At 56.0% G+C, this 24,147-nt stretch carries 24 protein-coding genes; 9 read left to right on the top strand and 15 right to left on the bottom strand.

Going from position 1 to position 24,147, the window contains the following annotated elements; translation table 11 throughout:
- Positions 1–7: 7 nt before the first annotated feature.
- The gene (locus AC3WWR_RS07420; RefSeq protein ID WP_033042225.1) at positions 8–1,072 is read right to left on the bottom strand and encodes an NAD(P)H-dependent flavin oxidoreductase; all 1,065 of its coding nucleotides are present in this window, start codon (positions 1,070–1,072) and stop codon (positions 8–10) included.
- Between the two features lie 173 nt (positions 1,073–1,245).
- Between AC3WWR_RS07420 and acuI the strand changes: the two genes are divergently transcribed.
- On the top strand, positions 1,246–2,229 hold the full coding sequence (gene acuI / locus AC3WWR_RS07415; RefSeq protein ID WP_033042223.1) for an acrylyl-CoA reductase (NADPH): 984 nt from the start codon (positions 1,246–1,248) through the stop codon (positions 2,227–2,229).
- A gap of 114 nt (positions 2,230–2,343) precedes the next feature.
- Here acuI and ada read toward each other — a convergent pair whose 3' ends face one another.
- From ada to AC3WWR_RS07390, 5 genes are all read right to left on the bottom strand, one after another.
- On the bottom strand, positions 2,344–3,411 hold the full coding sequence (gene ada, locus AC3WWR_RS07410) for a bifunctional DNA-binding transcriptional regulator/O6-methylguanine-DNA methyltransferase Ada (protein ID WP_492598586.1): 1,068 nt from the start codon (positions 3,409–3,411) through the stop codon (positions 2,344–2,346).
- An 87-nt stretch (positions 3,412–3,498) separates the two neighbouring features.
- Positions 3,499–4,164: a DNA oxidative demethylase AlkB gene (gene alkB, locus AC3WWR_RS07405; protein ID WP_492598615.1), complete on the bottom strand. Its 666-nt coding sequence runs from the start codon at positions 4,162–4,164 to the stop codon at positions 3,499–3,501.
- A gap of 5 nt (positions 4,165–4,169) precedes the next feature.
- Entirely contained in the window at positions 4,170–4,874 is a 705-nt protein-coding gene (locus AC3WWR_RS07400) for a 2OG-Fe(II) oxygenase (RefSeq protein WP_020797224.1), read from the bottom strand.
- A 120-nt stretch (positions 4,875–4,994) separates the two neighbouring features.
- Positions 4,995–5,171, bottom strand: a complete 177-nt coding sequence (locus AC3WWR_RS07395; RefSeq protein ID WP_492598585.1) for an RNA-binding protein — start codon at positions 5,169–5,171, stop codon at positions 4,995–4,997.
- 29 nt (positions 5,172–5,200) lie between these two features.
- Positions 5,201–5,503, bottom strand: a complete 303-nt coding sequence (locus tag AC3WWR_RS07390; RefSeq protein ID WP_008065357.1) for a DUF1883 domain-containing protein — start codon at positions 5,501–5,503, stop codon at positions 5,201–5,203.
- Between the two features lie 211 nt (positions 5,504–5,714).
- Between AC3WWR_RS07390 and AC3WWR_RS07385 the strand changes: the two genes are divergently transcribed.
- Both AC3WWR_RS07385 and AC3WWR_RS07380 read left to right on the top strand, forming a co-directional pair.
- A complete protein-coding gene (locus AC3WWR_RS07385; protein ID WP_020797222.1) occupies positions 5,715–6,071 on the top strand; it encodes a hypothetical protein in 357 nt (118 codons plus the stop codon).
- Positions 6,072–6,143: 72 nt separating this feature from the next.
- Positions 6,144–6,374, top strand: a complete 231-nt coding sequence (locus AC3WWR_RS07380) for a hypothetical protein (RefSeq protein WP_020797221.1) — start codon at positions 6,144–6,146, stop codon at positions 6,372–6,374.
- A gap of 11 nt (positions 6,375–6,385) precedes the next feature.
- On the opposite strand, the gene AC3WWR_RS07375 is transcribed toward AC3WWR_RS07380, so the two are convergent.
- Together AC3WWR_RS07375 and AC3WWR_RS07370 are read right to left on the bottom strand one after the other, a co-directional pair.
- Complete coding sequence (locus AC3WWR_RS07375; protein ID WP_033040807.1) at positions 6,386–6,667, bottom strand: lipoprotein; 282 nt, start codon at positions 6,665–6,667, stop codon at positions 6,386–6,388.
- Between the two features lie 131 nt (positions 6,668–6,798).
- Complete coding sequence (locus AC3WWR_RS07370) at positions 6,799–6,987, bottom strand: hypothetical protein (RefSeq protein ID WP_110747774.1); 189 nt, start codon at positions 6,985–6,987, stop codon at positions 6,799–6,801.
- A gap of 292 nt (positions 6,988–7,279) precedes the next feature.
- On the opposite strand from AC3WWR_RS07370, the gene galU reads away from it, so the two are divergent.
- Both galU and gorA read left to right on the top strand, forming a co-directional pair.
- Entirely contained in the window at positions 7,280–8,119 is an 840-nt protein-coding gene (galU, locus tag AC3WWR_RS07365; RefSeq protein ID WP_008065368.1) for a UTP--glucose-1-phosphate uridylyltransferase GalU, read from the top strand.
- A 484-nt stretch (positions 8,120–8,603) separates the two neighbouring features.
- Positions 8,604–9,962, top strand: coding sequence for a glutathione-disulfide reductase (gorA, locus tag AC3WWR_RS07360; protein ID WP_083349195.1), 1,359 nt, complete (start codon positions 8,604–8,606; stop codon positions 9,960–9,962).
- Here the strand turns inward: gorA and AC3WWR_RS07355 are convergent.
- Positions 9,959–10,972: a DNA-binding protein gene (locus AC3WWR_RS07355; RefSeq protein ID WP_020797216.1), complete on the bottom strand. Its 1,014-nt coding sequence runs from the start codon at positions 10,970–10,972 to the stop codon at positions 9,959–9,961. The two genes, gorA and AC3WWR_RS07355, sit on opposite strands and share 4 nt — an antisense overlap.
- Before the next feature lie 206 nt (positions 10,973–11,178).
- On the opposite strand from AC3WWR_RS07355, the gene ahpC reads away from it, so the two are divergent.
- On the top strand, positions 11,179–11,742 hold the full coding sequence (gene ahpC, locus AC3WWR_RS07350; RefSeq protein WP_110747742.1) for an alkyl hydroperoxide reductase subunit C: 564 nt from the start codon (positions 11,179–11,181) through the stop codon (positions 11,740–11,742).
- 140 nt (positions 11,743–11,882) lie between these two features.
- A complete protein-coding gene (gene ahpF / locus AC3WWR_RS07345; RefSeq protein ID WP_492598584.1) occupies positions 11,883–13,445 on the top strand; it encodes an alkyl hydroperoxide reductase subunit F in 1,563 nt (520 codons plus the stop codon).
- A 95-nt stretch (positions 13,446–13,540) separates the two neighbouring features.
- Here the strand turns inward: ahpF and gloA are convergent, their stop codons facing one another.
- Positions 13,541–14,062 (bottom strand): lactoylglutathione lyase, encoded by a 522-nt coding sequence (gene gloA / locus AC3WWR_RS07340; RefSeq protein ID WP_020797214.1) that lies wholly within the window; start codon positions 14,060–14,062, stop codon positions 13,541–13,543.
- A gap of 138 nt (positions 14,063–14,200) precedes the next feature.
- Between gloA and AC3WWR_RS07335 the strand changes: the two genes are divergently transcribed.
- Complete coding sequence (locus AC3WWR_RS07335) at positions 14,201–14,725, top strand: DUF4946 domain-containing protein (RefSeq protein WP_432668210.1); 525 nt, start codon at positions 14,201–14,203, stop codon at positions 14,723–14,725.
- Between the two features lie 400 nt (positions 14,726–15,125).
- Here the strand turns inward: AC3WWR_RS07335 and AC3WWR_RS07330 are convergent, their stop codons facing one another.
- From AC3WWR_RS07330 to AC3WWR_RS07310, 5 genes are all read right to left on the bottom strand, one after another.
- The gene (locus tag AC3WWR_RS07330; RefSeq protein WP_492598583.1) at positions 15,126–17,624 is read right to left on the bottom strand and encodes a TniQ family protein; all 2,499 of its coding nucleotides are present in this window, start codon (positions 17,622–17,624) and stop codon (positions 15,126–15,128) included.
- On the bottom strand, positions 17,599–18,573 hold the full coding sequence (locus AC3WWR_RS07325) for a TniB family NTP-binding protein (RefSeq protein WP_492598582.1): 975 nt from the start codon (positions 18,571–18,573) through the stop codon (positions 17,599–17,601). Before AC3WWR_RS07325 ends, AC3WWR_RS07330 begins: the two co-directional genes overlap by 26 nt.
- A 264-nt stretch (positions 18,574–18,837) precedes the next feature.
- Entirely contained in the window at positions 18,838–20,721 is a 1,884-nt protein-coding gene (locus tag AC3WWR_RS07320) for a TnsB C-terminal domain-containing protein (RefSeq protein ID WP_401314340.1), read from the bottom strand.
- Entirely contained in the window at positions 20,708–21,346 is a 639-nt protein-coding gene (locus AC3WWR_RS07315; RefSeq protein ID WP_401314342.1) for a hypothetical protein, read from the bottom strand. The genes AC3WWR_RS07320 and AC3WWR_RS07315 overlap by 14 nt, the downstream gene beginning before the upstream one ends.
- A gap of 501 nt (positions 21,347–21,847) precedes the next feature.
- Entirely contained in the window at positions 21,848–22,618 is a 771-nt protein-coding gene (locus AC3WWR_RS07310) for a hypothetical protein (protein WP_401314344.1), read from the bottom strand.
- A 617-nt stretch (positions 22,619–23,235) separates the two neighbouring features.
- Here AC3WWR_RS07310 and AC3WWR_RS07305 point away from each other — a divergent pair.
- A complete protein-coding gene (locus AC3WWR_RS07305) occupies positions 23,236–24,132 on the top strand; it encodes a hypothetical protein (RefSeq protein ID WP_401314346.1) in 897 nt (298 codons plus the stop codon).
- Positions 24,133–24,147 lie beyond the last annotated feature (15 nt).

The raw sequence follows: 24,147 nt of genomic DNA, 5'->3' as shown, positions 1-24,147 counted from the left end.
ACCACGGTCAGCGCTGAAGCAACTTCGCCAACCCTTCCTCGGCCAGGCGTCGGGTCAATTCGGCGGTACCCGACTCAACCCCCAGGGTGAACGCCTGTCCGGCCCAGAGGTTGCTGAAGTCTGCCTCGGCTTTGGCACGCAACGGCAGCAATGCACCGCCTGCGAGGGGAAAACGCGGCGCCTGGTCGCTCATCGGCCCGAGCTCGCGCATTACCCGATTGAGTATCCCCCGTGCCGGGCGACCGGTGAAAATGTTGGTGACCGCGGTCTCGCGTTCCCTGGCGGTCCGCAAGGCCTGGTGATGCGCGGCACTGACCTTGGCCTCTGGCGTGAAGAGGTACGCCGTGCCCACTTGCACCGCCGAAGCCCCCAGCATGAACGCCGCCGCCACACCCCGCGCATCGGCAATGCCGCCAGCGGCAATCACCGGTACTTTCACGGCATCGACCACTTGGGGCACCAGGGCGAAGGTACCGACCTGGCTGCTCAGGTCATCACTGAGAAACATACCCCGATGCCCGCCCGCCTCAAGACCCATGGCGATGATCGCGTCGCAACCCTGCTGCTCGAGCCAGATGGCTTCTTCGACGGTGGTGGCCGAGGACAGTACCTTTGCCCCGGTGGCCTTGACTCGATCCAGCAGGGATTTTTCCGGCAGGCCAAAGTGGAAACTCACGACTTCGGGGCGCAATTGTTCGACCACTTCGCAGGCAACCTGGTCGAACGGCGCGCGATTGGACACCGGTGTCGGTGCATCGAAGTCGACACCCAATTCGCGGTAATAGGGCTGCAGCAGGTTTTTCCAGTCCTGGGCGCGTTGCTCGTCGACCGCTGGCGGTTGATGGCAGAAGAAGTTGACGTTGATCGGGCGCTGGCAGTGTTGGCGAATGCCCTTGAGCTCGTCACGCAATTGCTCGACGCTCAGCATGGCGGCAGGCATCGAGCCGAGGCCGCCGGCGTTGCTCGCCGCAATGACCATGGCAGCGGTGGTGGCGCCGGCCATGGGGGCCTGGATAATCGGCAGCTCGATCCCGAGCAGGTCAAGAATGCGCGTATCTGGCCATTGACTCATTTCAGTTGTACTCCGACGTTGGAACCGGGCAGGGCTCGATTTGTAACAGCAATGCCTGCGGTTATGCCAGTCATGTCTGCCGCAGGCGAATTGGCTTAAAGTCCAATACGGTAATATTTTGCGAAGTGGTATTTAAATCACACCACAACAGGTGAACCCACCAGGAGGCAGCAATGTTCCAAGGTATTTTGATCGACAAAGACGAAAGCGGGTACCGGGCCACACTGCAACAGATCAATGAAGACCAGCTGCCCGAGGGCGATGTGACGGTGCGTGTGGCGTACAGCACGCTGAATTTCAAGGATGGCCTGGCGATCACCGGCAGCAGCCCGGTGGTGCGCAAATTCCCGATGGTGCCGGGGATCGACCTGGCGGGGACTGTCGAGGTCAGCACGCATCCGGACTACAAGGCGGGTGACAAAGTCCTGCTCAATGGCTGGGGCGTGGGCGAAGGGCATTGGGGTGGCCTGGCGCAAAAGGCGCGTCTCAAGGGCGAATGGCTGATTGCGTTGCCCGAGGCCTTCACTGAAGCCCAGGCCATGGCCATCGGCACGGCAGGCTACACGGCGATGCTGTGCATCATGGCGCTGGAGCGCAACGGTGTGACGCCCGACCAAGGCGAGGTTCTGGTCACCGGGGCCAACGGCGGCGTGGGCAGTTTCGCCATCGCATTGCTGAGCAAGCTTGGCTATCGGGTCGTCGCTTCCACTGGTCGCCTGTCGGAACACGAATACCTCAAGCAACTGGGCGCCAGTGAAATCATCGATCGCGCCACCTTATCCGAGCCCGGCAAGCCGCTGGCCAAGGAACGTTGGGCTGCGGTCATCGACTCGGTGGGTAGTCACACCCTGGCCAACGCCTGTGCCAGTACCCGCTCCGAAGGCACCGTCGCCGCTTGTGGACTGGCCCAGGGCATGGACTTTCCGGCCAGCGTCGCGCCCTTTATCCTGCGCGGCGTGACGCTGGCCGGGATTAACAGCGTGACCCAGCCCAAAGCCAGGCGTGTAGAGGCCTGGAGTCGATTGGCCAAGGATCTGGACTTTAACTTGTTGCCGTTGATCAGCCATGAAATCGCTTTGAGCGAAGCGATCGAAGCCGCCCCGCGCCTGCTGGCCGGACAGCTGCGCGGGCGAGTGGTGGTGGATGTGAATCGCTGATCGACTGTAGGAGCGAGCATGCTCGCGAAAAACCTGAGAGCGCCGTGTGGTGTCAGGTGCCCAGCGTTATCGTTGACGACCATCGTCGGAACGCCGCCCGGAGCCTGCTCGCTCCTATAGGGGCTTTTCCCGTTCGAGCAATTGCCGCTTACGCTCCACGCCCCAACGATACCCCGACAGGTTGCCATCGCTGCGTACCACGCGGTGACAGGGGATCGCGACTGCCAGGCTGTTCGCGCCGCAAGCTTGCGCCACTGCGCGCACTGCTTTGGGGTTGCCGATGCGTTGGGCGATGTCGGCGTAGCTGGCGGTGCTGCCAACGGGGATGTCTCGCAGGGCTTGCCAGACCCGTTCCTGAAATGCGGTGCCGCGCACATCCAGTGGCAAGTCCAGCCCCAGGGCCGGGGCTTCTATGAAACCCACGACCCTGGCGATCAACTGTTCGAAGGCCTGATCGGCACCGATCAGTGTGGCGCGGCGAAATTTGTCCTGCAGGTCGCAAACCAGTTGCTGCGGATCGTCGCCGAGGAGAATCGCGCAGACCCCACGCGCGCTTTGCGCCACCAGGATCGCGCCGAGGGAACACTGGCCAACCGCAAAACGAATGTCATTGTTTTGCCCCGCGGCACGGTAATCAGTAGGTTTCATCCCCAGCACCTGATCCGCCGCTTCATAGAAACGGCTGTTCGAGTTGAACCCGGCGTCGTACAACGCATCGGTGACCGAGCGGCCATCCGCCAGCCGTTCGCGCATTCGGCGCGAACGATGGGCCGCGGCGTAGCCTTTGGGCGTCAGGCCGGTAACGGACTTGAACACCCGATGGAAATGAAAGCTGCTCAGTCCTGCCGCTTGCGCCAGCTCGTTCAGCGCGGGCAGCGCCTCGGCGGTTTCGATCTGGCGACACGCGGCGGCCACGGTGGCGGCATGTTGCGCGGCGAGCGCGCTTTGGTCCTTGGCCGCGCGCTTGCTTGGGCGATAACCGGCGGCCTGGGCAAGTTCGGCGCTGTCGAAGAACTCGACGTTCTGCGGTTTCGGCAAGCGCGAGAGGCTGCTGGGGTTGCAGTAGATCCCGGTGGTTTTCACCGCATAGACAAACTGCCCGTCCGCCTGTGGATCGCGGGCGACCACCGCGGCCCAGCGTGGATCGTTTTCGGTGCTGCTCGTTGTCGATTGGCTTGTCATGGCTTTACATCCGTTGACCCGTTTGCCGCAGATTAACCAGCGGCCCGTAGGCCCACACTCCGGCGCTTGCGGTCAAACTCCACGGTCTCACCGCGCGGTACGAAACGTGAAGTTGATCCGCTGCTTGCCCAAGCGTGGATGGTAGCCATCCTTGATCGGCAGCACACCGTGATAACGCAAGCGATCCACGCCGCCCCAGACCACGATGTCGCCATGCAGCAACGGCACCCGTTGGCTTTTGTCGCTGCGCGCGAAGCCGCCGAACAGAAACATTGCGGGTAGCCCCAGCGATACTGAAACGATGGGTGCAGCGTAGGATTTTTCGTCCTTGTCCTGATGCAAGGACATTTTCGCCCCGGGCACATAGCGATTGATCAGGCAGGAGTCCGGCACGAAATCGGCAAATCCTGCTTCCCGTGCCGCCGCCTGCGCCAATTGCAAAAACACCTCGGGCATGGGGGGCCAAGGCAGGCCGGTCCGGGGATCCTCGCGGGTGTAGCGATAACCACTGCGGTCGGTGGTCCAGCCCCAGGTCCCGCAACTGCTCAGGGCCACCGACATGGTGAAGCCGCCAGGGGTGACCATTTGCCGGAACGGTGCGGCCGCCAACACGGTCTCCAGTGCCGGTAACAAGCGCGCAAGCCAGGGCAGGGCAAAGCCCCTGAGGACGTAGGACTGTTCGCCGATCTGCTCGCGTCGGCGATCCTGCTCGGGCTCTACATCGGCAAACAAGTCCAGGGTGGTCGGTTTCATGGTGCTCATGATGCGTCGTGAAAGATGATCCCAAGAGTATGCCGTTTTCCACTGTGCAGGCGACTGACGCCGTGGCGCAGGGTGACCCGATAGTAACCGCGCACGCCTTTGACCGGGCGCTGGTTGACCGCGAAGATCAGGCCGTCGCCTTTTTTCAGACCGATGACCTGCGGGCGCGACTGCATGCGCGGCCGCTGCTCGGTCAGCACGAACTCACCGCCGGTGAAATCCTCCCCAGGCGTCGACAGAAGAATCGCCACCTGGAGCGGGAAGACATGCTCGCCATACACATCCTGATGCAAGCAGTTGTAGTCCTGTGGTCCGTATTGCAGCAGCAAGGGTGTCGGACGCTGTTGGCCAGCGGCGTGACAACGTTCGAGGAAGGCCGGAAGGCTCTCGGGAAAACGGCTCGGCAAATCCATCTGCTCATGCCAGCGATTGGCTATCGGCACCAGTCGCGGGTAGAGCGCGCTGCGCAGGCGGGCCACCAGCGGCGGCAAGGGGTAGTCGAAATACTTGTATTCGCCACGACCGAAACCGTGCCGGGCCATGATCACATGCGAGCGAAAGTGTTCGGATTGGCCGTACAAGGCGCTGATCTGATCACAGGCCCTGGGGCTCAACAGCGATGCAATGACCGCGCAGCCGTCCGCATCGAGTTGCTGTTCCAGCAGGGGCCAGTCCAGCTTGTCCAGGTATTGCTCGCTCATTGCCAGGCCCTCAGGTTATCGAGGTGGCGAGACTAAGGGGTATGACGAATGCAGACACTCCGACACTTGCGGTCGAATGTCGCCAGGGAGCGGACGTCCATATTGTCGCTCCAGGCGTTGTTACAGCGCTTTGCTGACGCTGATGTCGCTGATGACGTCTTCGCCCTGGCCATGAAGCCCGTCCAGCGCGGCTTTGGCTTCTTCTACCGTGCCGTTTTCCAGCTGGGCAAATTCGAAGCGGCGTTCGCCATTGAGTTTGTACTTGATGACGTATTTGGTCGTCTGGGCCACGGTCATACCTGTCAGTCTGTGTATTAAGGCGCTGCTCAGCTCAGTTTCGAACTGGAGCGGCGGATGATCTTGATCGAATGCGTCAGGGTCGGCTTGCGCGTCACACTGATCGGGCGGCGGTTGACCGTATCGATGGTGATGTTCCAGAACCCGGTGCTCGGCGCCGTGATGCGGGCCGGGAAGGTGTCGAACGCGCCGCCGTGATAGGTGTGACGACCGCCATTCTTGAAGCTGCGGAAGTTGGCGTCGTTCATCAAGCGAATGTTGCACGTTTGCGAGCATTGAATGACGACGATGTCGTCCTCGTTGAGGTGCTCGCGCTGGTGGATAAATTTCATGAGGCGCCTCCAGAAGGGCTTTTTCTACAAAATCAAAACGATAGCATGGTCGATTGGCGCAGTTTATCAGCCCCGGGGCGTTATTATCCGGCTCTCCGGGCCCGGGTGGACAATAAAAATGCATATATCGCGTGCCTGGGAAGAAAAAAGCAGTCAAGCCCGGAGAAAACCCGTATTTGTGCTGTCCGAGGGTCTTTATTGGAGATTTCATATGAAGTGGGGCATGTTTGGCTTGCCGTGGGTCCTGGCAATCGGTGGTTGTGCAAGTGTCTCGGACATCAACCAGACGCTGCCGACGATGAATGTGATTTCCGGCAAGAAGCCCCTTGAGTACGCCCAATGCCTGAGCGAAAAACTCGCCGACAGCCGTGGCGCCTTGCAGGTCGAGACGCAGAAAGACGGGGTGCGGGTGATCGTGCCGCAGAAGCTTTCCTCGGGGCCGGCCGCGGTGTTTGATATCGAACAGCGCTCTGGTGGCAGCAGCATCAAGCTGCACGAGCGCATCTCCAATGTGCCGATACGTCCCTTCGATGTACGCGATGCCGCCACGGCGTGCATTTCCGGCTGATAGACTGTCGACCGTCAGCACCAATGCCGTCAAAGCGCGCCTTTGCCGGCATTGTCATTTCTGGAGTCGAATATGAAGCGAGAGCGGGTACGGGAGCGGCATGCAGAGGGCCAAATCTGCGCCACCCATGTGATTCAGAACCCGGCGAATCCGGGGGAGTGGATCGTTTTTTTCAAGAAAAGCGCCGGGCGCAGTTTTTTCCTGGTAGACGAAAGCGACGAAGTCGAGTCCTTCAGCAGTCTCGACGAACTGATCGAGACCGTACGCGGCCTGGGGATCAAGTTCGCCGAAATCCACATGTAGGGCCCGATGCCCTATTTGCAGACCACCACGACGCTACGATTCTTGTAGTTGCCAACGTCGACGCCAAGGGTCTTGTCGCTTTCCTTGGGGGCGGGTGAGCCGTCAGTGCCAACGATCCGGTAGCCGGTGCCAGCGCAAGACGCATCGGCCTTTTCGTAGCAGGTCGCCCAGGAATTGGCCTCGCCGGAGCAGTCAATGGCCAGGCCTTGTTCGCCATTGTTCAGGTAAGTGGTTTCGGAGGTGGCGCAGCCACTGAGGGCCAGGACCGCAATCAGCGGCAAAAATTTGGTCATGTCGTTGTCGTCGTCAGGATGAGGGGGCAAAGCCTGTGACAGCGCGGTGGGCAAAAGGTTATAGCCAAAGGCCACTTCTTGCGGATATTTGCAAAAGAAGCCCTGCACAAGGACAGGGCGTCAGGCCTGGATCAATTCTTGTCCTTGCCCCGTCGTTTTGGTGCCGGGTGTTCCAGTTGCAACACCGATGCCACTTCGATCGCCATGGCTTCGGACGGGAAAGGTCCGGCAATATTCTCACCGCCAACGCCGGCTACCCACCACTGGCCGTCTTTGGCCTTGTTGATCAAGTACCCGTTGACGCTTTTTGCTTCTGACATCTATTTGCCTCGTTGGCTGGTTCAAGGGCGCCATGATACCGCCAAATGCACCGTTCGGGTGCCGCTGGGCGCGGGTTGGTGCACTTGGCCATGGGTTGACTTGGCGTGCAAACCTGGCGGACTCTGCTATCAATAACAGGCTGTCGGTCCATTCGCGGTGCTCGCTGCGGAACTAACGGCGAGAATATTTCTCTATGATGGCATCGGTTAGCCAGTGCGGGGCATTGTAAGGTGTACGCCGCCTGATTAGACTGCGCCGAAACCCGTACACACAGCCCTTTCAAGGACTTATATGATCAAGAAATGCTTGTTTCCAGCAGCCGGTTACGGCACTCGCTTCCTCCCAGCGACCAAAGCCATGCCTAAAGAAATGCTGCCGGTGGTAAACAAGCCACTGATCCAGTACGGCGTCGAAGAAGCACTGGACGCTGGCTTGACGGAAATCTCCATCGTCACCGGTCGTGGCAAGCGCGCCCTGGAAGACCATTTCGACATCAGCTACGAGCTGGAAAACCAGATCAAGGGCACCGACAAGGAAAAGTACCTGGTCGGCATTCGCAAGCTGCTCGACAATTGCTCGTTCTCCTACACCCGCCAGACCGAAATGAAAGGCCTGGGCCACGCGATCCTGACCGGCCGTCCGCTGATCGGCGACGAACCCTTCGCCGTGGTGCTGGCGGACGACCTGTGCGTCAACCTTGAAGGCGACGGCGTACTGACCCAGATGGTCAAGCTGTACAAGCAGTTCCGCTGCTCGATCGTGGCCATCCAGGAAGTCGACCCGCAAGAGACCAACAAGTACGGCGTGATCGCCGGCGAGATGATCCGCGACGACATCTACCGCGTGCACAGCATGGTGGAAAAACCAAAACCTGAAGATGCGCCGTCGAACCTGGCCATCATCGGTCGCTACATCCTGACCCCGGACATCTTCGACCTGATCGAACAGACCGAGCCAGGCAAGGGCGGCGAAATCCAGATCACCGACGCCCTGATGAAACAGGCCCAGAACGGCTGCGTGATGGCCTACAAGTTCAAGGGCAAGCGTTTCGACTGCGGCGGCGCGGAAGGCTATATCGACGCGACGAACTTCTGCTTCGAGAATTTCTACAAGACGGGCAAGGCTTACTGATAGCGCTTGAGCTGCTTGTATTGAAAGCGACCTTCACAAGCTGATGAAGGTTTGAACAGGCGCCCCGACTTGATCGGGGCGTTTGCTTTGTACGCGCTAAAAAAGCGCTTGGTTTCCAGTAGCCAGGTTTTACGGTCGACCAATCTTCCACGGCCGTACCCGATCTAAACTGTAGGAGCGAGCATGCTCGCGATGAGCCTGAGAGCGCCGTGGGGTGACTGGTGCCCAGCGTCATCGTTGACGTTCATCGCGAGCCTGCTCGCTCCTACAGGGCCCGCCGCCATAAGAATCTCCACGAAGATCAAAAGCCAAATCAAAAGATCGCAGCCTTCGGCAGCTCCTACAGGTGCGCGTGTCCCCTGTAGGAGCTGCCGAAGGCTGCGATCTTTTGATCTTCATTTCCATAGGTCGAACGCAGGCTTTGCACAACACTTGCTCAGCCGCCGTCCACAGGTATGCTGGTCACCTGCCGAGGAGATAGAAAATGGCCTACGATTTTGACCTTTATGTGATTGGCGCCGGTTCTGGCGGTGTGCGGGCGGCCCGGTTTGCGGCCGGCTTCGGCGCGACAGTGGCGGTGGCCGAGAGTCGCTACCTGGGCGGTACTTGCGTAAACGTCGGCTGCGTGCCGAAAAAGCTGCTGGTGTACGGCGCGCATTTCGCCGAGGACTTCGAGCAGGCTTCGGGTTTTGGCTGGAGCCTGGACGAGGCGCAGTTCGACTGGGCGACGCTGATCGCCAACAAGGATCGCGAGATCAATCGCCTCAACGGCATTTACCGCAACCTGCTGGTCAACAGTGGCGTAACGCTGCACGAAGGCCACGCCAAGATCGTCGACCCGCATACGGTCGAGATCAATGGCGAGCGCCACACGGCTAAAAACATTCTGATCGCAACCGGTGGCTGGCCGCAGATTCCCGAGATTCCGGGGCACGAGCACGCGATCAGTTCCAACCAGGCGTTCTTCCTCAAGGAACTGCCCAAGCGTGTGCTGGTGGTGGGCGGTGGTTACATTGCCGTCGAATTCGCCGGGATCTTCCACGGCCTGGGTGCGCAGACCACCTTGCTGTATCGCGGTGAGCTGTTCCTGCGGGGCTTTGACGGTTCCGTGCGCAAGCATTTGCAGGAAGAACTGACCAAGCGCGGCATGGACCTGCAATTCAATGCCGACATCGAGCGTATCGACAAGCAAGCCGATGGCAGTTTAAAAGTGACGCTCAAGGATGGTCGTCAGCTGGAGGCCGATTGCGTGTTCTACGCCACCGGTCGACGTCCGATGCTGGACAATCTCGGGCTGGAAAATACCGCGGTGAAGCTCGACCAGAAAGGCTTCGTCGAGGTGGACGACCTGTACCAGACGGCCGAGCCTTCGATCCTGGCCCTGGGCGATGTGATCGGCCGGGTGCAGCTGACGCCGGTGGCGCTGGCTGAAGGCATGGCGGTGGCGCGACGCTTGTTCAAGCCTGAGCAGTATCGCCCGGTGGATTACAAGATGATCCCGACGGCGGTGTTCAGCCTGCCCAATATCGGCACGGTCGGCCTGACCGAGGAAGAAGCGCGCGAGGCGGGCCACGAGGTACAGATCTTCGAAAGCCGCTTCCGGCCGATGAAGCTGACCCTGACCGAATGTCAGGAGCGCACGCTGATGAAACTGGTGGTGGATGCCCAGACCGACAAGGTGCTGGGCTGCCACATGGTGGGGCCGGAGGCTGGCGAAATTGTCCAGGGCCTGGCTATCGCCTTGAAGGCCGGCGCCACCAAGCGCCACTTCGACGAAACCATCGGTGTGCACCCGACGGCCGCCGAAGAGTTTGTCACCCTGCGTACACCGGTCGGCGCTTAATCGACCCTGGCGACGTCTGGCGCTGCTGCATTGGCAGCGGCCAGGCGTAGGCTTTTTTCGAGGTCGGCCCGGGCTTTCTGCAGTTCGATTTCCAGTGCCTTGTTAACCTGCGCTTGTTCCTCGACGCTCTGCTTGAGCGCCTGGCTTTCCAGCATGGCTACGCGCAGACGTTCCTGGAGGAGGGTGCGCTCGCTGTCGACACGCGTGGCCTGGTCGAGCAGTTGATCCTGGCGGGTGTTGCTTTGCTTGAGTTGCTCTTGCAGCAGGCTCAGCTCGCGCAGTGTGCCGCGATTCTCCGTCAGCAGGCGTTCGTTGTCGCGGTGCAACTGGGTGATTTCGTCCTGGCGTACCAAGGCGCTTTGTTGGGCTTGGCGCAACTCCATCTGCAGTTGCTGTACCTGGCCTTCGTGGCGGCTTTGCTCTTGCTCGCGCTGCTCGTTGATCGCGTTGCGGTAGTGCTCCAGGGCATCACGACTGTGCAGGTGTTTTTCTTCCAGCGAGCGAATCTGCTCGTCTTTGTCCTGCAGGCGCAGCTCAAAATCAGCCAGTGCCTGAGTCTGCCCGGCATTGCGCGTTTGTTCACCCTGAAGCAGGGTGCGCGTGCTTTGCAGTGCCTCGGATTCCTGGGTCAGTGCCAGGCTCTGCAGCTCGTAGTGTTGCTGCAGTTGCGTATTGGCTTGCTCGGCTTGCTGCAGTTGCGTTTCCAGCGCCTTGCGTTGTTGCTCGTACTGTTCGCGGGCCTGGTCAATGGGTTCCTGCGCCTGCTCTTTAAGGCGCTGCGCGAGGCGTGTTACCAGCGCCAGCAACTCTTCGTCGATCGGCTCGGAAGGGGCTTCGTCTGGCCCCGGGGTGCTATCATCGAGCTCCTTCATGTAGCGATGGATCGTGGTTTTCGAGCCGGTATTGCCCATTTCGATCCGTACGGCATCGATGCTGGGATTTTCGCCGCGGGCCAGGATCGCCAATCGCGCCGCTTGCACCACTTGTTTGTTCACGCCGCCACGGGCCATGAGATCTCCTGCTGTTTTGCTGTGTGGTACGTACCACGAAAAACGCATTCTAGCATTTGTCGGGGTAAATTCGGTTTTCTTCTATCAATGCAGTCGGCTAATAGCGAAAGCCAATCAGCGGCATGAGGTTTGCCAATGAGCCAACCGTCCGTCGAGTGGGTAAAGTTCTCTCCATCAACTTCTTAACCCCTGACGGAGAGTCAACGATGCCTATCATCAACAGCCAAGTTAAACCGTTCAAAGCTGACGCATTCAAAAATGGCGACTTCGTAAAAGTCTCGGACGCTGACCTTAAAGGCAAGTGGTCGGTGGTGTTCTTCTACCCGGCCGACTTCACCTTCGTCTGCCCAACCGAGCTGGAAGACCTCGCTGACAACTACGAGGCGTTCCAGAAGCTGGGCGTCGAGATCTACAGTGTTTCCACCGACACCCATTTCGCCCACGCTGCCTGGCACAACACTTCGCCAGCCATCGGCAAGATCCAGTACACCATGATCGGCGACCCGACCCACGCCATCTCCCGCAACTTCGATGTACTGATCGAAGAAGCTGGCCTGGCTGACCGTGGCACCTTCGTGATCAACCCTGAAGGCCAGATCAAGATCGTTGAACTCAACGACGGCGGTGTTGGCCGCGACGCTAGCGAGCTGCTGCGCAAGATCAAGGCTGCCCAATACGTCGCCGCTCACCCGGGCCAGGTTTGCCCAGCCAAGTGGAAAGAAGGCGAGGCCACTCTGGCGCCGTCCCTGGACCTGGTTGGCAAGATCTAAGTCTGTGACGCGCTTCATCAGGGCGGACTTCCGCACCTTCTAAGCAAGCTGCACCGCCCAATAAAAACGCCCGGGCGAGATTCGCTCGGGCGTTTTTTTATGTCTTCGTCTCTTCACCAAACAGCATGGAAATCGCCCGTATGTTGGACGCCAATCTTAAAGCCCAGTTGAAATCGTACCTGGAACGGGTCACCCAGCCGATCGAGATCGTTGCCTCCCTCGACGACGGTGCGAAATCCCAGGAAATGCTCGCACTGCTGAAAGACGTTGCCAGTCTTTCCAGCCAGATCACCTTGCTCGATAACGGTGACGATGCACGCAAGCCATCGTTCTCGATCAACCGCCCCGGCGCGAATATCAGCCTGCGTTTCGCTGGCATCCCCATGGGCCATGAATTCACCTCCCTGGTGCTGGCCTTGCTGCAAGTCGGCGGCCACCCTTCCAAGGCCAGTGTCGAAGTGATCGAACAGATCCGCTCGCTCAAGGGCGAATTCAACTTCGAGACGTATTTCTCGCTGTCCTGCCAGAACTGCCCGGACGTGGTCCAGGCGTTGAACCTGATGGCGGTACTCAACCCCAATATTCGCCACGTCGCCATCGACGGCGCGCTGTTCCAGGCTGAAGTCGATGAGCGCCAGATCATGGCGGTACCGAGCATCTACCTCAACGGCGTGAACTTCGGCCAGGGCCGCATGGGCCTGGAAGAAATCCTCGGCAAAATCGACACCAGCGGCATCGAGCGCCAGGCCGAGAAGATCAGCGCCAAGGAAGCCTTTGACGTACTGGTGGTGGGCGGTGGCCCGGCCGGTGCTGCGGCGGCCATCTATGCCGCGCGCAAAGGCATTCGCACCGGTGTCGCTGCCGAACGTTTTGGTGGCCAGGTGCTGGATACCATGGCCATCGAAAACTTCATCTCCGTGCAGGAAACCGAAGGGCCAAAACTGGCGGTCGCGCTTGAAGAGCACGTCAAGCAGTACGACGTGGACATCATGAACCTGCAGCGCGCCGACAAATTGCTGCCGGGCAAAGACGGCGAGCTGCACGAAGTCCACTTCGCCAGCGGCGCGAAACTCAAAGCCAGGACGGTGATCGTGGCCACGGGTGCACGCTGGCGCGAAATGAACGTGCCCGGTGAGCAGGAATATCGCAACAAGGGCGTGGCGTACTGCCCGCACTGCGACGGCCCGTTGTTCAAAGGCAAGCGTGTGGCGGTGATTGGCGGCGGTAACTCAGGCGTCGAAGCGGCCATCGACCTGGCCGGTATCGTGGCCCATGTCACGCTGCTGGAGTTCGATGTGCAGCTGCGTGCCGATGCGGTATTGCAGCGCAAATTGCACAGCCTGCCGAACGTGACGGTGATCACCCGTGCGCAAACCACTGAAGTGATGGGCGACGGGCAGAAGGTCAACGGCTTGCGCTATAAAGATCGCGAGAGCGACGAATTGCGCAGCGTGGAACTGGAAGGGATCTTTGTGCAGATCGGTCTGTTGCCCAATACCGATTGGCTCAAGGGCACCATTGAGTTGTCGCCGCGTGGCGAGATCATCGTCGATGCCCGTGGCGAGACATCGATACCGGGTGTGTTCGCGGCAGGCGATGTGACCACGGTGCCCTACAAGCAGATCGTGATCGCGGTGGGCGAGGGCGCCAAGGCTTCCCTTAGCGCATTCGACCACTTGATTCGCACCTCGGCCCCGGCGTAAACCGGGCGCTGAAAACACAAAACCCCATGAATGATCATGGGGTTTTTTTTGCTGATCGTTACCACGCGGAGCGTGGGAACGATCAAGCCAGATTTTTACAGGGGGGCTGGCTGGATGATTTCGACCCAATACCCATCCGGGTCCTTGATGAACGCCAGGCTCTTCATGCGGCCATCGTTCAGGCGCTTCTGGAAATCGCAGCCCAGCGCTTCGAAGCGTTCGCACGCAGCCACGATGTCCGGCACCGAGATGCAGATGTGGCCGAATCCGCGCGGGTCGGTATTGCCGTTGTGATAGGCGAAGTCCGCATCGTTCTCGGTGCCGTGGTTATGGGTCAGTTCCAGAATGCCCGGGATCGACTTCATCCATTGCGTGCGCTCGGCGGCATCGGCCGGAATCTGACGCTTGTCGACCAGGGCGAGGAAGTACAGGCTGAATTCAGCTTCTGGAAAATCGCGTTTCTCCACCAGCGAGAAGCCGAGAACGCGCGTGTAGAAGTCCAGGGACTTGGTGATGTCCTTGACCCGCAACATGGTGTGGTTGAAGACAAATTTCTGGGTGGCGGTGTCAGGCTGTGCGGTCACGCCGGGGAAGGTGTTCAGATCTTGCAGGCTCATGGGCCCTCCGGAAATTAAATGGGGCTGCCGACAATGATACGCATGGGTTGCGACATCACCAAACCCAAAGCGTCTGCTATTGCCTGACCGCCGGCCGAAGATCAAACTTCAGGGCTAACTGGCTGGGTGTTGATGGCAATGATTCGATTGTGCAGGTCGTTGATTATCCTGAGTGGTGTGCTTTCTGTGTTGGCCCGGGCTCACGCCGATGAGCCCGTCGTGGCGTGGCCGCCGGGCTGGCAGGTCGAAGCCGTTGCCCAAGGCGAAGCCGGCTCCGGTGTCAGTCGCCAGCGCGCGGTCAAGAACGACGCGCAAGGCATGCCGTTGATGGTGATGGAATTGACCGTGAGCCGGGTGCAGGCCGGTCACCAGGTGAACCTGGAAGCTGTGTTGCTGGAGATGCGCAAATCAGTGCAGAAAGACTTTTTCCGGGGTGGTTATCAAAGTGTTTGCAACCGGATTCACGCGGCCACCTTGAGTCGCTTGCCAGCGCTGGAAACCACTTGCACCATCACGCAAAACGGCCGGCATGTTCTGTCTCAAACATTGGTTGCCGCGGTGGATGCCGATAAGGCCTACGTATTTTCCTACGCCGGGCAGGCCGAAGCTTATAAGGCCAGTCAGAATGAAATAGAGGCGGCTCGTAACGGCTTGAAACTTTAGTTGAGGGCTTTAATGGGCACCGATTTCATGTCTGTGCCGACAGCGTTAGATAGCCAAAAGGATTAAGCACAAAGTTGCCGGGAAAGTGCCGGTCAGCCTTGCCTTTAGATGCCATCAATGAAAAAAAAGCCCTGCGGGTGCAGGGCTTGGTTTTTCAGTGCGAGGGTTTCCCCGTTTTTCAATATGGGCCATCAAATCGACCTTTGATTTTGCTGGTTTTGTCAGAATGAGCTGGAAGCAAAATGTCAAAATATGTTGGATTTTAAGGTGATGATGCCAAAATCGGCGAGCATTTTTAAGACTTTTCTGAATATGGAGGACGGCGGCGAAGGATAGCGACGTTAATTAGTTGTCGCTCGGGGATTTTGATTGCGGGGATAGATGTAGCGCGTCGTAAAGTTTACAAGTAGTCATGCCGGGCGGCGTAGTCGTGCAATTCTGTTTTTTTAATCATTGGATGTTTGTGTGGAGTTTTTAATGGGTAGGAAGCGACAAGGTCTCTAAGTTTTAATAAGCGTCTAGTGATTTGTGTTCCTCCCAAATAACTGTCTGCTTGAGGGATTGTATAGTATTTTTTTAGAATTTTTTCGACTTTCAAGATGTCATGGCTAAGGAGGTACCTGGTAGGGCCCAGTTGAATTGGTTTGGTGAATCCTGAATTTATGAATAGTGCGCCAAAAGAAATGGCGCTAATTTCGTATTTGGCCATTAATTCTGTAACATTTGCAAAAGGGGTGGCGCGATAATGATTTCTGTTATTATCTGATTTGCCAGTTGGAATGGGGAAATGTTGTAAAATCTCATCGATCGAGAATAGATAATCTGGAGCTGTGTCTAGAGGTGCGCCGCATATGGGGCTTATTGAAAAGTACGCCAGAAGTCGCCGCGCACAAAATTTTGAAATTTTCAACCATTGTCCGATTGTAGTTAGTTTGGCGTAACGATAATAAAAACTATCGACATCGCTAGCGTTGATCAAGACGCACCCTCCGCACTTTAAATTCACACGGTGCAGAACTTCTTTTTTGAGTAGAACCGGAATGGTGCAGTGATTTAAGTGCAGTTTCTTACAAGTTTCCAACCTGGTATAACCAATTTTTTCTTCACTAACCAGCCGCTCTCTAGCACTAATATAGGCTAAAATTTTCTCTCTCAAGTAAAATGTCGAAGGATTATTGTCAATGCCTGGGCCGGTCCAGGGTTTTATTCCGATGCGGTGTAATGTTTTGATAGTCATGGCACGCCGACAACCTAATAGTTTTCTGGCCTCGGCCGCGCTCATGTATCGGGACTTGAAATTATCGAGATCTTTTATTGAAATGCAGTAACCCCCTCCAGGTCCCTTCCGCTGAACATCTACTAGGATTTTAGATTTGATCAGGTGACGTACTACACGTATACATATTTTAAGGTATGTCGACGCCGCAGCGGTGGGAAGCCAATCCTCCGGTTCCTTACTAGTGTAAAGTTCTAGCATGCGGGAGGGGCACCTTTGTTTCTTTGGAGTGCACGGGACATTGTTTTTGCACCATTCAATCACAACAAGACTGGTTTTCGTGCTCATGAGGGAAGAGCGCAGTACTCGACTTTTAAAGTTAAGTGGCGTTATTTCTAACTGTTTTATAGCTTTTCGGATTTGTAAGAGGGGAATGCCGGTTTGCGACGAGAGTTGGTTGATTGAAACGTAATTATCCGAAAATTGCTCTATGTCTGGTTTGGAAAAGTACTTTCGACGTTGTCTTTTTTTTAGAGTTATAATTTTCTCATTAACAGCGTCAGATATTGCTCTTGCGCTAATCTGCAGCTCTTTCTGAAGTTCTTTTTTCGAAAATCCGTTAATGGGTATTATCTTTTTCCTGAATTCGTTGTGAAGTCTAATGGAAAGAACTTTTTTCGATATTTTTTGTGCTCGCCTCCAGGTATATCGACCTTTTTCTGACCGCATATTCATCAGGCTCCGCAGTTTTGTCCAGTTTTGCCCTGTCAACTTAAGCCACGCGAGAATCTGGCGTCGCGTCAGTGAAAATTGGTGAATGGGTATCCGTTCCATCTCTGCATCATCTGGACTTGCCCAAAATGGGTTATCGCTCACGAACTCACGTGCGCATTGTTGTACCTTAACATCGTTAAACAATGAAAGTTTAGCCGCGATGATGCGCTTGGGTATTTCAGGGTATAATGCACTCAGGTTGCGCAGGCAGGCTAGCATTGACGTCATGTCTTTCTCGAACAAGGCCAGTGCCATAGACATTAGGCACCGATTCGCTGGGCACTCAGCAGGAGATTCTAGACGATATCCCAAGCGGTTCAGGTGATTCATGAATTTACTGAAATCATCAGCAGCTCCCGCTCTAAAGATACAGAGCAGTTTCTGTTCAATTTTGACTTCGTCCGAAGTGCAAGGCGGCGATATCAGTAAATGCTCGCATCTACATTGCGCTTCAAAGGGGGTATGCCAATGAAGGTTCAATTGGCATTTAGGGCATTTGAACAGGTATTTTCTTAAGTGGTAGGGGCAGTAACTGCAAAACTTGAGGTCTTTAATGTAGTGCTCATGGCCCTCTGCCCAGCAGTCGGAGCAAAATGCTGCTCCGCTTTTTCGTATTATATCGGAATTGACAGTGATGCCATTAATTTTCAACGGCGGAATGTCACGCCGTGCCTCCACTGGTTCATAGAACCCACTAAGAAATTCTTCGTCTGCGGCACCGGCCCGTCCTGCAATGGATTGAATGACGGGGTGCGAGCGACTAAGGAGTGAGGCAAAGATGTTGGTTCGACCTATAATACCCTGTAGGTCTGTATAATTGCCGCATCCATGTTTGACAGCCATACGCTTGAGCATACTGGTTGGGCTCTCTTCCGGCAGTGGACTAGGGATGAACAGTAATTTCGTCATCATCAGACTCCTGATAGTCCAAAATAAGCTTTAAGGAATCGTCGTAGGACATTGCGAAAGGGTTGCCAGCTGACAAGTTATTCGGCAGGTCTATACACTGGCAAGCTGTAAAAAAATCACTTGCCATTAATTCCATCCCGCCCGCTCTGCGCAAACACGTCTTGAGTGCGTAATTAATAACCAAACGCATTCTCTTTAAATTGCCTCGACTTGCTACGAAAAGTGGTGCAGCAATGGTTGGGTCGTTAAGATGGACACCCTTCTCAAGGCTTGCAATTTCATACATCGCTTGGTCAAGATGTCGTAGTGTTGCAAAGAGTTCAGAATCGTTTGCTGCCTCATAAGTGAAGTGTGACAACTCCGCGAGGTATGGGTATCTGTTTTCCAGCGCTGCATCCTCGCGCCTAATATCACGACACAGTTCTGTACCCGAAAGGATCACGGGAATTCCGACACCATTAAGCAAAGAGACAATCCATTGCAAGGCATCTAACCTTACTTTTTCCGAGACTGTATTGAAACAGAGGCGTTGAATCTCATCGAGTAAGATGATTTTCACTTGAGCGGTTTTCAGACAAGTGATTAACTGGTGGGTAAGTTTTTCTATGGTGCCATTAGGCGTTTCGTTGATCAGGAGACGAAGCATGTTTGTGATCAACCCCTTGACAGTCGCGGGAGAGGGGACCTCACAATAAAAGGCAGGCAAATTCTCGTAAGTACCGTCTTCACGGCGAATCACCGAGTCACCGCTGTAATAATTTCGAATGTAATTGCAGAGAGTGGACTTTCCTGTGCCGCTTGGCCCACACAGGAGGGCGCAGACCGGTTCACCTAGCGCTTCAGTGTCTTCAATTGCGTCTTGGATTTGCGAGCACGCCTGCCGATAGCGCGGATGGAACACAATCTTGGTTTTGAACGTCCTGACGATTTGTTTGATGCTGGTTTTCATGGCAATGCACCTCGTTTTTCTCAGTTCTAATGGATGAACTGAGCAGGCGGAGCGACGGATGCTGGAAGATCCCCCAACACTAGGGCCGCATTCAGCAGCCCTACGTTACTGGCGCCATCATTTGTATCGATTGATCAAATGAATGCGGCTTTAAAACTTCCATGAAGTTTCTTCCATTCAATGGCCGCCAATATTTTTCCTTGAGCCTGGTCGCGCGAGTTTGCGATGAAGATTGCGGACGATGGCCTCCAGAGATTCATGGCTTCATACGTCCGCGGACGAATACTCATCGGGCGTGTCGCCGTTAAAGTTGTGACCCTCTTGGGCTCGAGGTTTGATTGCTTTTACCTTGGCTAGTCGTTTACGTGATTTTTGAAGCGAACCTTTTTCCGCCGCTTGCTGTAGTCGACGTCGCTGCGCCGGGGTTTTTACCTTGGCCAATTCTCGAAGCAGCGCCACTCGGGCTTTTCGAGCCTTGCTGGAGTCAAATGTTTGGCGATTGGCCCGCAAGCGCTTAACCGTCAATTGATGCAAGTGCATAGTGAGACCTTCCTGGTAATCAGGATCGACTGCTTGGAGTTCTAGGAGGTCATCGGGATAGCTGGGATGGCAGGCCCACGCATGGCCCAGGTCACTTGGGTCGTAGTAGACGCGGAGTTTGTCCACGTGGGGTTGCCGATTGGCCAGATATGATACCGCTGGTCCCGTCCAAAACAGCGACTTATACCGCACGCGTCCTTGTTGCGCAGATGCTTCGAATGCGCACAAGAAAGTTTGGTTCAGTTCAGAAAGCGAAAAGCGCCGTGGGGGAAACATGGGCGAGCGAGCTGCCTCCCACGCCAGTCGAGGAGTGGTGTTTAGGCTGCTATGCACACGTTCACAATAAACGTCGTTCACCCAGCGTCCGAAAGCATCCCTGACCTCTTCTATGGTGAGACGCGCTTCTTTTTCCGAGTTGTAATCACCCCTCGCTGCAATATCCGAGAAGGTCGTACCAGGCATCGCATGGGCGATCTCCTTCGACCAGACACCGAAAAAAGCTTCCACGTGTGGTTTTTGATTGCCCGTGGCCGGCTCGCAGTAGCAAACTTCACCCCCGAGCATGGCGATGATTCGCCGAAGATTCTGCGCTATGAACTCTGGCCCGCTGTCGAACACGTACCTTACGGCGACGCCGCCATAGGCGTTATCGCTGGACAATGACTGCTTGAGTGCCTGAAGCGTAGTGTCCAAAGAAGGGGGATTAAAACCGATGCTCCACGCATAGGGCATTCGCGTATAGACCTCCAGGAAGAGCGTCAGGTAGGGGCGACCTATCACCTCGCCGTGGGCATCCACTACCATAACGTGCATCTCCTGAGTGTCAGCTTCGACCAATTCGAACAACCGGCCTAACCGTGGCCTTTTGCGCGTCCAACCGTGCCGTTTCTGGGCAGACTTATTTCCGTGCTGTGCTTGGTTCGTTTCATAGTCATCCAACTCCCGAAGTATCCGATTGAGGGTCGATGCCGAAGGTATCTTCAAACGGTCGTGTTCAGGCCTGCCCGCGTTGAAGGCTTCCAGCTCTTCGACGATGGCATCGATTACTTCAGTTTTGCAGGCGGGTTCTGACTTCAGATAAAATTCTTTCACCAGCGGTTTGATGATCTGTTGAATTTCCCAAGGTTGAAGGTCAAGGCGATGTTTTGCTTTCTGTTTTCGCTTGGGAATAAGAGAGAGGTAGCTGTATCCGGACTTGCAATATCCTCGGATCCAACTGCGCGCGAGACTCAGGCTAGGCGGGCTGACATCTCTGATCTGTTTCGCCACTGCGTTGATGATAGATTGGGCGCGCCGCGCTGGCATGTGTCCATGGAGCTCCTTCATCAGCGGATCCACGTATTGCACGTGTCGATCGAATACGGTGGCGACTGATTTGCAAAGCCCCGAGATAATTTTTCCCGCCTCCTTTTCGATGGGAGCCTCTTGATCTTTGATAAAATCTCCCCGCCTCATCGCCCGAAGCAGAATCTCCTGAGTCTGGCGCAGTACGATCTTTCGTCCCTCGATGGCGCGCAGTTGTACGCACTCACCCTGTAAATCGACAATCTGAAAAGGCTGACCGCGATAGCGGTAGTGTTCGCCGATCTTGAATTTAACAATGTCCATCATGTCCTCCATAAATCATGGTTTCTAATGTGATGCGTTGTTCGAGATCGATCCTCAGTTCATCAAGGAAAATGGCATGACTGATATCAGTGGGTATTGCGCCACTTGCCAGAAGTGCCTTGAACGACATCTGTCGCTCAGGCTGCGCTAGAACCTGTTTGCGCACCCTAGAGACAGCATGTCGGGAGCTGCCAAAACCGTGGTGATAGAGAAAGCGCAAATTGGTATGGACCAAGGGATGAGGCAAGTCTTCGGGCATCAGCCAATGAAAAAACAGGCCGTTATCAACAAGCATGGTTTCGACGGCTTGTTTCTGGCCGGCGCTAAATGCTTCAGGTGGCGGTTGAAACTTGTGGTAAACCTCCCTGCCGTTGTTCAAAAACACAAGAAAGTCGGCCTTGTAGCGCACATCGCCGCGGCGCAAAGTTGGAGGTCGGCATTGATAGGAACGAACTTCCGGTTGGTACTCCATGAGGACGCAGTAGCCAGCTTGCTGCAGATTGCCGCAAGCGACGGGACCTCCATTTTTTTGCGATGGAAAAAACGTAACGCGACTGCCTGGACGCCCTTTGCTTAACGGCGAACGGGTAAGTCGCTCTGTAAGATGACGGCATGCTGCGAACATTTTTCGTCTCCTCTCGTATGAGTGAATCGAACAATGACGGCTACCTAAGCGGCGTTTTGTCGACGCAGCAGGGCGCTCGCTTTGACTAGGTCAAAGATGCGCGTGAACGTGTGCCCCTCTGCGCCGTTGGATGTTGTGTGCGCCGAGCCCTAACGGGAATTATTGGTGTGGTCACCGCACGGTGAACGTGCCGGCGGCGATCAGCAGGAGCCTCTGAGAGCGGCGACCTTCATGCAAATGTTCAGTCTTTGCCGCCGACATTCGGGTGGACGCTCGCTCCTCTATGCATTGCCGCCACTTTGTTCATGTCGGCTGTTATGGCGCGTGGACGGTCGCAAGACTTTCATTTATGTTCTCCGTAATCAGGTAGTTGGCCTACCACCGTCATCGACTGGGTGTAGTCATTATGTCGCCCTGAACGAATAACGGTGGAGGTAGTGCTATTTCGGTAGTTCGCAGTAGCTGATGTTCGCGCCGTCGCAATGCGCACGCTTATGGCCGCTACGGTTCAAGTTTGGGCGTTGACTGCTCTGCCGTGTGGATTACTGGCCGATCTAGTGGCTTACTGCTTACACCTGAGAACATTTTCACCATCGAGCGCCTGGCAGCGAGCCCATCGGACAGTGCACGGGTAAGGTACTCGTCGATGAACAAGCACATTGTCTTTTGAGGCGGAATTTTCAGCTGGTCATCACGCCGACGAGAGAGATTCATAATCTGAATTTCCGACTGCATCCGCCGGCTCGCTTCAGCCTTTTTCAAGCCTCGGCCGCAGTACATCGACTCGGCGTAATAGCCCACGAGACGTTGAATTGCGGATGGCTGTTGCGTAAGAGACGCATAGGACTTATGCAGAAAGTGGATTGGGGCCGGCTCTTGTCGAACCTCGGTCGGGGCCGCCACCCGCCGCTCCGCGGATGGCTTCGATTCAACTGGCCGCAACCAGACGCAGCCATTGCGAATGATCAATATTTCATGGCGGACGCCTTGGAACTGGTACCAGCGCCTGAGATGGCAGCGGCTCGCTTTACAATTAGATCCGCTAGGGGAGTTTGTCAGCATTTCTGGCGACTGGATCGTTGCCTTGGCCAACGTTCCATCATAGGTAATACGCTGGTCGATGGGGCAGTCGTGCTGCAGATCCCATGCCGTCGAGAGGAAACAGCGCAGGCCTGGTAGGCCGTCAGCCTTTTCCATGTTTGAAGTGATCTGCCTGGTCTCGATGAGGATGGAGGCAGATGCGCTGGATTTGTTGGTGATGTCTAAGTTCATGATGCGAGGACTCCTTAACTGTGAGGGCCTACCCGTGCTCTCGGCTGATAAAGCGCAGCCGTCGCAATTGTTTCCCGTAGCACGCCGTTAGGACGTGCTGTGAGGCGCGCGTCTAGAGTCAGCTCTAGTGCGCTGATAGGGCCGGACACCAAGCGATGATGTACGGCCTGCCGGTGCTGCTCGCTGCTATGTTCGTTTTCGAACCTCATGTGCCATCATTGACCGACTCAGGAAGGTTGCTCTCGATGGTCAGGACCAATGGTGCCCACGACGGTCGTGAAGAAGAATTGAAATCGACGTCAACTCCAGCGACAACCGGTTTGGGACGAGGGAAATTATTCACCCTCTGTTTCCCATAAAGGAATGGATTCCTAACGCAAGGCTCCAAAATAAATAATCCCGGGAATCCTATTTAATCCGCCATTTTTGTGCGGCTTCATCGTTCATTTTCGCCTTTCTGCTCGAAGTATCTTCTTTTCTAGCCATCTTTACACTTGTGTATCCTATGCCATCATTTCGCTATGAATGGCATCGTTTGGCCACCCTTAAATTTTCTTTATGGGTAGAACGCACTAAACTACTGTGTTCGATAAAACGAACGTGGGTGGACGGTTTAAATGGTCAGCCCCGAACAGCGTCTATGGCGGCTTGTCGAACAGTTGAAGGCGATTGTTTTTATTAATCACCTCATTCTGCTGGCTAAATGCCGCAGAAATCCAAGCGCGCTGGAGCGCTGGGGTGAAGCCTTCGAAGTGAGGGCGGGCCTCGTTCGACCTGGGGGTGGGTTCACAAATAAATGGAAGAGATACCTTCAAGGCGTTATGCCGGAACCTAAGCTGCAGACTGCCTTGATCGCAGAGTTTCCAATGCTGAAGCAGGTGTTGGACAACCCACTCTGGGAGATTCTGCGACTGCTGGAAGTGTCGAGCGATTATGGCCGGACATTGGTGACCCAGCTCAAACTGCATGGCAAGTCGCTGCATGGACTACAGCGCCGGCGGCTACAGCGGCGCATCACGGCTGCCTATTGGCAAGATCTGGGATTTTGGTTAGTGATTCTGGCGGGTGCTGTCGAGAAATACCGCTGGGCGCGCGAGTTTATGCGCGAGCGGTTCTTCGTCTATCTCCTCCTGATCTGTGTGCAGCCCGAATTCAGCGGCGCCCAAAAATGGCTGTATCCGTTGCTGGATTATCATTTCCGTGAGGGGCACCTGCCATCGATCGGGTGGCCGGTCAGTGCCGAGGCTTTTGACATACAGCTTCGCGGTTTCCGTGTGTTGCCGCGCCAGTTGATGAAAATAGCTGGCATTCAAGGGGAGCTCGAACTGGGTTTTTTCTGTAAGGATTCGGAAGGCTTTGAGGCGGTGAACTATGGCTATGGCTTGTACTGGGATGCCGACTGGAACCGGCGGGTGTTGACCTCCAAGGAAATGCGCTACTTGTCTCCGACCCTGCAAATTAACCTTGAAGACATACAAACGGACGGTAAGCGTCGCGAGAAGCGGGCTGCTTGATAAGGCAGCCAAACT

It is taken from the genome of Pseudomonas sp. EB271-G4-1, from assembly GCF_058791355.1.
The sequence above is the reverse complement of the archived record's forward strand: the minus strand, read 5'-3'. Positions and strand labels throughout refer to the sequence as shown.